We start from the raw sequence: 8,722 nt of genomic DNA on the forward strand, positions 1-8,722 counted from the left end.
CGCCTTGAAGCCCGCGTCGTGGTTCCTGCGTCTCGACATGTTCTGATCTCATCGTCGTTGAAGACCAGCAGACGTCAGATCGTAGCTTCCGTCACTGTCCGGTTTTCGGGGAGTAGCTCACTCGCTCCAGATGATCACGCCGTCCATGACTGAGAGTTACGCGAAAACAAGCGGCCTCAGCGCATCTCCCTCTCCGGACGCAGGCAGGCTGGCGCCGGCAATCATGCCACCGCGCACACCGGCGATAGCGAGCAGGCGAACGAGCTGCCAGTCGACATCGCGGGCGACATGAGACGACCCGGCGCTGGCGTCCACCGATGCCGTCTCAACAAGCTGTCCGGTCGCTATGGCAGCGGCCGGCGAATATCCGGCGTCAGCCACAGCGACGTCGACGTCAGCCCGCAGGCCATGCCGACGGCGCGATCGACCAGCTGCGCGGCAAAGCCTATGGCTGCGACCTTCTAGGAACTCCTCGCTGACGACGCCAGGCCCAGTCGGTCTTCTGCCCTATGCGGCCTTCTTCATCTGCCGGGGCGTGACGCCGGGACCGACGGGGCGCGGCGTGAAGGGCGTGACGCTGGCTGACTCGCCGATGTTCCGATGGGTCGCCTTCACGAGCGAGCGGAAAACGGCGATCGTCACGATCACGACCGCGAGGCTCGCCAGATCGGTGCCGGCCGCGAGAAGCGCGGTCATCGAGACGCCAGCGGTCAGCGCGCCCCACAGGCCGATCAGCGGGGCCACGAGCGCCAGCGGAAACAGCCCGGTCAGAAGCGCCAGCAGGATCATGGCGACGGTCTCCGACCGAAGCCAGCCCCCGGGGCGGGAGTAGATGTTGCAGTAGTAGATCGCGCAGACGAGGCCCAGACAGACGAGGCTGGAAGCGATTGCGACGGAGTGAAGCATCTGAGTCACCTTGTGGTGCAGGGGTCGCCGCCGTCCTGGCGGCGACGGGGTTTCAGAACGGAAGTCGCACGACCGGGCCGGGTTCGGCCCGCGCGGCGTTGCGGTGCCGCCAGTCCCCGAGGAACAGCAGGATCGGGGCGGCGATGAAGATCGAGGAAGATGCGGCGACGACGATGCCGAAGACCATTGGGATCGCGAAGCTCTGCACGGCTGCGCCGCCCCAGACCGCCATCGGCAGCATGGCCAGAAGCGCCGTGCAGAACGTGCAGAGCGACCGCGCGAGGGTCTGGTCGATCGACAGGTCGATGAGCTCGCGCATCGGCATTGCCGGATGGCGCTCGGAGTTCTCGCGCATCCGGTCGTAGACGACGACCTTGCCGTTGACCGAAAAGCCGATCAGCGTCAGCAGAGCCGCGATGGCCGTGCGACCGAAGTCGCGGCTCGTCAGCGCCAGGAACCCGACCGTCTTGGTGATGTCGAGAACGAGCGTCGCGATGGCGCCCACAGCGTAAGGCCAGTCGAAGCGCGCCCAGATGTAGACGCCTATCCCGAGGCTCGCCGCGGCGACGGGGAGGAAGCCCGCCACGGCCAGTCCCGCGCTGACGCGAGGGCCGACGATCTCGACCCGGTCGATCTGCGCCTCGGGCGCGACCTCGGCAATCACGGCCCTTACGGCCTCGGCGGCTCCGGTCTGGGCCGCCTCGCCGCCGGGTTGCTCCTCGACACGGGTCAGGACCGAGCTTCCGCCATCGCTCTCCTGCGGCGAGATATCCCGAAGACCGAGCGTTTCGACACCATGGCGCAGCGCTGCAAGGTCAGTATTCGCGCCGGTGCTCGCCTCGATAAGGGCCCCACCCCGGAAGTCCACGCCGTAGTTCAGGCCCGGCGAGACGAAGAGCCCGAGCGAGACCGCGGGTAAAGGCAGCGATCGGGCGTGATCGCGGGGCTGAAAGCCGGGGAGCGCGACCGCAACACCCACGAGGATGACCAGAGCGGCAAGGGCGAAACGCCATATTGGCAGCTTCAAGACCGAAGTCTCCAGGCCCGGAAGCGCCGGGCGCGTCTCGCCGATCATCGAAAGGACAAGGGTGCGGTCGGCACGGCGGCCGGACCTGTTCTGCGACTGGCCCGGCGGAGATTGTGGCGACCGGCTGCGCGCGCAAGAGGGGCGAAAAAATAAATATAAGTGTCAGGGTAGATTGAACAAGACCGGGCGCCTCACACTTTCCCTTCGCTCGAGCTCGGTTGCCTCGAGGCGCGCCCGGCCTGTCCTGCGCGCCCCCGGAATCAGTGCGAGCGGACACCGATCGGACCGTTCGAATGGATATCCTGTTTCTCGATCTGCCGGGCAAGCCGCTCTGGAGCTGGGGCGCCTTCGCCGCGCTGTCGCTGGGCGTGACCTCCGCGATCCTCGCCTCCAGTGTGGCCTTGTCACTCTGGAAGACGCAGTCCGGAGGCGGTCCTGCGGGCCCGAGCCCCGCGGCTCCCGGGGCCTTTGCCGGGGGCGCGGCCAGATGAGCGTCCAATCCGACCTCGAAGGCGCGGCGGGGACCGCCCCGCGCCGCCTGTCGGACGTCCTGCGTGCGCTCGAGACGGGGCTCGGCCTGCGCATTGCGCTGGGCGACCTTGTGGCCGGCCTGCGCGACCGCAGCTTCGCGCCGCTCATGGTGCTCTTCGCCGTGCCGAACGTGTTCCTTTACCTGCCGGGGTCGTCCGTCATCACCAGCCTTCCGCTGATGATGATCGCGCTGCAGCTCGTCGCGGGGCGGCCCTCCGTCTGGCTGCCGAAAGCGCTGAGCGACCGCTCGATCGACCGCGCGATGTTCCGAAAGATCGTGTACTACTCCCTGCCCTGGGTCGAGCGTATCGAGCGGCTCGCCCGGCCCCGTCTGTGGCCCGGCGCGACGACAACCGTGGACCGTGCGATCGGGATCGCCTGCCTTTTGATGTCGCTGCTGCTGTTTCTGCCGATACCCTTCGCCAACGCCGTCCCCGCGCTTGCCATCATCGCGCTGGCCCTCGCCCTCAGCGAGCGCGACGGCCTGTGGCTCACCCTCGGCTTCCTCTTCTCGATCGGCGCCGTCTTCTTCGTCGCCGCGATCATCGGCGGCGGCGCCTTCGTACTGACCAGACTGTTCTGATGGGCAATCCCGTGACGCTCGCTAGCTATGCCCCGATGAACAGCGATTCCCACGGCATCGCCGGTCGGACGCTTGGCCTGACCATCGGTGCGGTCGGTGTCGTCTACGGCGACATCGGCACGAGCCCTCTTTACGCGCTGCGAGAGGCGCTGCGGCCCGCCGCCGCCGATGGACTGGCGCCTGCCGAGGTCATCGGCGTCGTCTCGCTGCTGCTCTGGGCGCTGATCCTGATCGTCACCGCGAAATACGTGCTGTTCCTCTTGCGGACCGACAACCGGGGCGAGGGCGGCGTACTCGCGCTCTTCGCGCTCGTGCAATCCGGCACCCGGCGCGGCGGGCTGGCGCTGTTCGTCCTTGCCATCGCCGGCGCGGCCCTGTTCTTCGGCGACGCCATCATCACGCCGGCAATCTCGGTCCTGTCCGCGGTCGAGGGCCTGAAGCTGGTCACGCCGGTCGTCGAGCCTTACGTCCTGCCATTGACCATCGTCATCCTGACCGGCCTGTTCGCGATCCAAAGCCGTGGCACCGGACCGCTGGCGCGCTGGTTCGGCCCCATCACAGCCCTTTGGTTCCTAGCCATGGGCGTGCTGGGGATCATGCAGATCGTCGAAGCTCCGGCCATCCTGGCCGCCTTCAATCCCGCTTTTGCGGCGGGGTTCCTTGCCGAGCACGGGCTTGTCGCCTTCTTCGTTCTCGGGGCGGTGTTCCTTGCGGTGACGGGCGCCGAGGCGCTCTACGCCGATCTCGGCCATTTCGGCCGTCGGCCGATCCAGTATGCCTGGTTCGCGCTCGTCTTTCCCTCGCTGACGCTGAACTACCTCGGCCAGGGTGCCCTTGTCCTGTCGGACCCGTCCGCCCTGGAGAACCCCTTCTTCCTGCTGGCGCCGGACTGGGCGCTGCTTCCGCTCGTGATCCTCGCCACGGTCGCAACCGTCATCGCGAGCCAGGCCGTCATCACCGGCGCCTTCTCGATGACGCGGCAGGCGGTGCAGCTTGGCCTGCTGCCGCGCTTCCAGATCCGCCATACGTCCGATCGCGAGAGCGGCCAGATCTTCCTCCCCGGGATCAACCTCGCGCTTCTGGTGGGCGTGCTCCTCCTCGTCCTCGAGTTCCGGACATCGAGCAGCATGGCGGCCGCCTATGGCATCGCGGTTAGCGGCACGATGCTGGTCACGACGGGACTCGCCATGCTGATGCTGCGGCATGTCTGGAGCTGGTCCTGGCCCCTGGTTGCCGCCGTTGTCGCTCCGATCCTGCTGATCGAGGTGGCCTTCCTGTCGGCCAACCTGCTGAAGATCCCCGAAGGCGGATACGTGCCGCTCTTCCTCGGGGGGTTGATCGGGATGGCCATGTGGACCTGGTCGCGGGGGACGCGGGTGCTGTTCCAGCGGAGCCGCGCGCAGGCGGTCCCGCTCGACCGGTTCATCCGGCAGATCGAACGCGGATCGGTGCTGCACGCGCCGGGCACGGCAGTCTACCTGACCAGCGACCCCACTTCGACGCCGCCCGCGCTGCTGCACAATCTCAAGCACAACCACGTCCTGCACGACCAGATCATCGTGCTGACCGTCGAGACCCGGGACGAGCCGCGTGTCGCGGCCCCCGAGCGCGCGCTGATCGAGCGGATCGACGACCGCTTCACCCGCGTGACCCTGCGGTTCGGCTTCATGGAGACGCCAAACGTCAACCGCGCGCTCGGAGAGCTGCGGAAGGAGAAGCTGGATTTCGAGGGCCGCAAGCTGTCATTCTACCTCGGCCGCCGGAAGATCGTGGCGAGCCCGACGGTCGGCATGCCGGTCTGGCAGGACCGCGTCTACATCCTGATGTCGCGCCTCGCGGCCGACCCCAGCGACTTCTACCACCTGCCGCGCGATCGCGTGGTGGAGATGGGATCGCAGGTCACGGTCTAGGCGGAGACCATTCGCGTGTCGGGGGGAAGTTGATGGAAGTCAATGTTTTCCATCGATCCGTAGATCTGGTAGGCGGTCAGGGATGTCTCGTCCTTTGGGCCGGGAAGCAGCCCGCCACACTGCCCTGCCTGCGGGGACAGCGTGGCCGCGATGTCCCTTAGCGCTAGTCGGCGCTACGGGACGGATGCGGATGGCGAAGCGGATGCGATGGCGGCGCATCCGAGCGGATGACGAAGTCAACCGTGTGGCCGCCACTGATGGTATGGTAGCCCCGCCCGCGGCATCGCGATGTGCCAGGATGGGGAACTCTGAGCAATCCTCGGAGGGGATCCCTCCATGGGCCAACCCAACACAATTGGCGTCGAACTGAACTGGCCGAGGGCGCTTCCCAGCTGCATGGCGTCAACGCGAAGTGGCGCCTCGCCGTCCGGTAGTGTCTCAGTTTGAAATCGAGGGCCGTTGACATGATGTTGCCCCATGCCCCCGGTAACCGCATCTTAAGGCAACCTGCGCGATGGTGGGTGGTGCTGCGACGCAAGGCTCCCTTGCACACCTGGACAAAAAGTCCACATATCGTGTCAACTATGTTAGAATCCCTGTCATGGGTGCCACCAGCGCCCTCGGGAGGAAAGGACCAAGATGCCAAAGGGACCGCAAGGGCAGAGACGCCCGGCGGACGTGATAGGCAATGCAGTCCACATTGCCAGGATCGCGACCGGCGAAGAGCAAGAGACGACGTTGAAGCAGCCAGCCAAACGCGCGAGCGGTTTGGCGGGTGCAAAGGCGCGTCAGGAGAACACCACAGCCGACGAGCGGAAGGAGATCGCCCGTCGCGCGGCACACGCGAGGTGGGAGTGATGACAGTCGCCCCTATTACGTCCGCGTTGACTGCCGCTGATGAAATTCTGAAGATTGCGAAGCGCAGAGGGATCACATTGACCCCGATGCAGCTAGTAAAGCTGACTTATATTGCTCATGGATGGTCTTTGGCTGTTCTAAATCGCGATCTGTTCGGTGATCGCATTGAGGCGTGGAAATATGGGCCGGTGATTCCGGTGCTTTACCATGCGACAAAGAAATATGGGCGATCTCCGGTTCCAGCTCATCTAATAGATGAAAATAGCCCGTCGTCCTTACCTGCTGATGTCCAATCCTTTTTGGAGGATGTCGTTGAAAAGTATGGGAGCCTTAGCGGATTTGCGCTTTCTAACCTGACACACCGGGAAGGTAGCCCTTGGCATCAGGTCTACGAGGATGGCGTTATGAACATTGAAATAGATGACGCACGCATCGCAGAACATTATAACAGATTGCTGAATGACTATAGAAGTTCCTCCGCCGCTTGACGGTGGAGAGACCCCGGATTGGGCCGATGACAGCAAGGCAAAGGCTGAAACCAAGTATTGGGGGAATGACAAAAAGCTTAAGGATGCGAAGACTTGGGCTGATGCGGCTTGGGCAAGATCATATGGTTTCGTAGTCATCATCCTACTTGTCGTCTTCTCGGTCTTGTTTGCGGGAAGTTTGCTAGCTTGGTCGCTTCACTACCTATTGCCTGAGAGCTGGCATTGGCTGTCAGATGAGCAGCTCTCGAAGATTCAGTCGGTCCTATTCAGCGGGTCGCTAGGCGGCGTTCTGTCCTTTGTCGCCCAGAAGCAGATTTCTAAATGAACTTTTTACTTGCTAAATGACGTCATGCAACCTATGTTGGTTGCATGAACAAGCTGCCCCTCTCCAAGCGCGTCATGATCCTCAACATGCTGATCGAAGGCATGTCGATGCGCGCGATCAGCCGCACCGTCGGCGTCAGCATCAACACTGTCTCCAAGTTGCTGGTTGAGGCGGGGGAAGCCTGCGCCGCCTACCACGACGAGACGGTTCGGGACGTGAAGGCCCAGCAAGTCCAGTGCGACGAAATCTGGTCGTTCTGCTACGCCAAGGAGAAGAACGTCCCGAGGGCGAAGCAGGCGCCAGAGGGTGCAGGCGACGTGTGGACGTGGACCGCCATCGACCGCGACAGCAAGATGATCCTGGCCTTTGAGGTTGGTGACCGCAGCGCGGCGACGGCGCGCGAGTTCATGTTCGATCTGGCAGCGCGCCTATCTAACCGGGTGCAGCTCACCACAGACGGCAACGCGGCATACCTTAAGGCCGTTGGTGATGCCTTCGCGGCTGACGTGGACTACGCCATGCTCGTGAAGCTCTACGGCGACCCTACGGGTCACAAGGGGCATGAGCGCAAGTATAGCCCCGCTGAGTGCACGGGCGCGATCAAGGAGCCGATCTTCGGCAAGCCCGACGAGGCGATGATTTCGACCTCCCATGTCGAGCGTCAGAACCTGACGATGCGCATGGGTATGCGCCGGTTCACGCGCCTTACGAACGGGTTCAGCAAGAAGCTGGAAAACCACCTGCACATGCTGTCGCTCTACTTCGTGCACTACAACTTCGTGCGCACGCACAAGAGCCTACGCATGACCCCTGCGATGGCGGCTGGCGTGTCTGACACGCTGCACGACATGGAATGGATCGTCGGGCTGATTGATGCTCGCGCCCCAGCGCCGAAGAAGCGCGGCCCTTACAAGAAGAAGTCCTCAGCCGAATAACTGCTGGACGGATTCGTAGGGCTGACATAGAAAGGGGCAGGCCAATGGCCTGCCCCGGTGTTATCTTGTCAGGTAGCGCAACAAGGTGATGAACCTTCGCCCCGCTACCTGGGCGTCTTGGGCGGGCAAGTTAGCCTCCTTTCTCCCCTTCATTGTGCGGAGAGGGGTCCGCTGCCGCTAGGCGGAATTGATATCCTGGCGCGTGCGCCGGATCGGAGGAAGCGGGAACTTCCCCGGTGTCTGAGCCGCCCTTGGGCGGCTCATTCTCTTTGCGGTCTACGCCAAGGGCGACGAGACCAGCATCGGTAAACGTAAATCGTCCCGGCCCGGTACGCTCGAAGAAACCGTTGTTGACGGCGTTCATCATCTGCGTGCGCGTCGCGGCGGCTTTGACCTCATAGCCAGCGATCTCCGCCGCGGCGACGATATCTTCATAGGAGTAAGGGCTTTTGCCCACTTCATAGAGCGACCTGTAGATGTTTGCCCACTTGTCGGACAGAGCGGCATCCCCGGCCTTGGTAGCGGCAGGCTCAGCCGCCGACTCCGCGTCGTCAGGCTCGATAGCGGCAAGCGCACGCGCGAAAGCGTCAATCTCCACGTCAAGCCGGTCAATGTCGCGGCGCGCCTTGTCCAAGCGCTCCTGCGCGGCGGCCCGCTTGTGCCGGGCCTCACTCGCTAATGCGCGAATCGCTTGTGCTGCGTCCTTGACCATGCGCCACATCTAGGGCCGCGCCGCGTCGGGCGTCAAGCGAAATGACGGCGCCCACAAACACAACGAGCTACGCTTGCTGAGCGGAAGGATTTCAAACTGAGACACTACCCGCCGTCCGCCGTCAGTTGCGCCGCTCGCAGGTTCCGGCATTCTTCGGGCAGACGAGCCCGTGCCTCGTCGGAATAGATGCGTGCTGGGTCACGTCCGTCAAGCTGGTGTAATACCAACGGCCCTCTTCCCTGACTCGATTGTGAGGCGCGCGCGCTGTCGGGCCGTGATTCCCTTCTTTCGTTGACGGGAGGGATGGCGATGACGGTTGCGATCAGGCGGGACGAGTTGGATGCGACGGGGCTGCGGAAGGCGGCTGCGCGTAGCCGGGACGCCCGGGCGGCTCGGCGGATGCTGGCCTTGGCGATGGTTCTGGAGGGGGCGGATCGCAGGACGGCC

General features: G+C 64.1%; 9 protein-coding genes. 6 read left to right on the forward strand and 3 right to left on the reverse strand.

Annotated features, from left to right (window positions below):
* Positions 1 to 507: 507 nt before the first annotated feature.
* Positions 508 to 906 carry a hypothetical protein gene (locus DR046_RS22230; protein ID WP_115384545.1) on the reverse strand — a complete coding sequence of 133 codons (399 nt, stop codon included), beginning with the start codon at positions 904 to 906 and terminating at the stop codon, positions 508 to 510.
* 52 nt (positions 907 to 958) lie between these two features.
* Positions 959 to 1,933, reverse strand: coding sequence for a protein translocase subunit SecF (secF, locus tag DR046_RS22235; RefSeq protein ID WP_245191059.1), 975 nt, complete (start codon positions 1,931 to 1,933; stop codon positions 959 to 961).
* A gap of 293 nt (positions 1,934 to 2,226) precedes the next feature.
* On the opposite strand from secF, the gene DR046_RS23855 reads away from it, so the two are divergent.
* The 6 genes from DR046_RS23855 to DR046_RS22260 all read left to right on the forward strand — a co-directional run bounded on the left by DR046_RS23855 (position 2,227) and on the right by DR046_RS22260 (position 7,563).
* Positions 2,227 to 2,424, forward strand: coding sequence for a hypothetical protein (locus tag DR046_RS23855; RefSeq protein ID WP_167767245.1), 198 nt, complete (start codon positions 2,227 to 2,229; stop codon positions 2,422 to 2,424).
* Positions 2,421 to 3,047 carry an exopolysaccharide biosynthesis protein gene (locus DR046_RS23860; protein ID WP_167767246.1) on the forward strand — a complete coding sequence of 209 codons (627 nt, stop codon included), beginning with the start codon at positions 2,421 to 2,423 and terminating at the stop codon, positions 3,045 to 3,047. Before DR046_RS23855 ends, DR046_RS23860 begins: the two co-directional genes overlap by 4 nt.
* A 35-nt stretch (positions 3,048 to 3,082) precedes the next feature.
* A complete protein-coding gene (locus DR046_RS22245; RefSeq protein ID WP_115384552.1) occupies positions 3,083 to 4,957 on the forward strand; it encodes a potassium transporter Kup in 1,875 nt (624 codons plus the stop codon).
* 857 nt (positions 4,958 to 5,814) lie between these two features.
* Entirely contained in the window at positions 5,815 to 6,303 is a 489-nt protein-coding gene (locus DR046_RS22255) for a Panacea domain-containing protein (protein WP_115384548.1), read from the forward strand.
* Complete coding sequence (locus DR046_RS23360) at positions 6,275 to 6,628, forward strand: hypothetical protein (protein ID WP_135227382.1); 354 nt, start codon at positions 6,275 to 6,277, stop codon at positions 6,626 to 6,628. The genes DR046_RS22255 and DR046_RS23360 overlap by 29 nt, the downstream gene beginning before the upstream one ends.
* Positions 6,629 to 6,672: 44 nt before the next feature.
* Positions 6,673 to 7,563 (forward strand): helix-turn-helix domain-containing protein, encoded by an 891-nt coding sequence (locus DR046_RS22260; protein ID WP_115384549.1) that lies wholly within the window; start codon positions 6,673 to 6,675, stop codon positions 7,561 to 7,563.
* A 130-nt stretch (positions 7,564 to 7,693) separates the two neighbouring features.
* Here DR046_RS22260 and DR046_RS22265 read toward each other — a convergent pair whose 3' ends face one another.
* Positions 7,694 to 8,275, reverse strand: coding sequence for a hypothetical protein (locus tag DR046_RS22265; protein WP_135227383.1), 582 nt, complete (start codon positions 8,273 to 8,275; stop codon positions 7,694 to 7,696).
* Between the last annotated feature and the right edge of the window lie 447 nt (positions 8,276 to 8,722).

Origin of the sequence: Jannaschia formosa (assembly GCF_003340555.1) — a bacterium.
GTDB classification, from domain to species: Bacteria; Pseudomonadota; Alphaproteobacteria; order Rhodobacterales; family Rhodobacteraceae; genus Jannaschia; species Jannaschia formosa.

Coding starts and splice junctions, on each gene's coding strand:
- DR046_RS22230 (WP_115384545.1), bottom strand. CDS start 906: ATGCTTCACTCCGTCGCAATCGCTTCCAGCCTCGTCTGTCTGGGCCTC.
- DR046_RS23855 (WP_167767245.1), top strand. CDS start 2,227: ATGGATATCCTGTTTCTCGATCTGCCGGGCAAGCCGCTCTGGAGCTGG.
- DR046_RS23860 (WP_167767246.1), top strand. CDS start 2,421: ATGAGCGTCCAATCCGACCTCGAAGGCGCGGCGGGGACCGCCCCGCGC.
- DR046_RS22245 (WP_115384552.1), top strand. CDS start 3,083: ATGAACAGCGATTCCCACGGCATCGCCGGTCGGACGCTTGGCCTGACC.
- DR046_RS22255 (WP_115384548.1), top strand. CDS start 5,815: ATGACAGTCGCCCCTATTACGTCCGCGTTGACTGCCGCTGATGAAATT.
- DR046_RS23360 (WP_135227382.1), top strand. CDS start 6,275: ATGACTATAGAAGTTCCTCCGCCGCTTGACGGTGGAGAGACCCCGGAT.
- DR046_RS22260 (WP_115384549.1), top strand. CDS start 6,673: ATGAACAAGCTGCCCCTCTCCAAGCGCGTCATGATCCTCAACATGCTG.
- DR046_RS22265 (WP_135227383.1), bottom strand. CDS start 8,275: ATGGTCAAGGACGCAGCACAAGCGATTCGCGCATTAGCGAGTGAGGCC.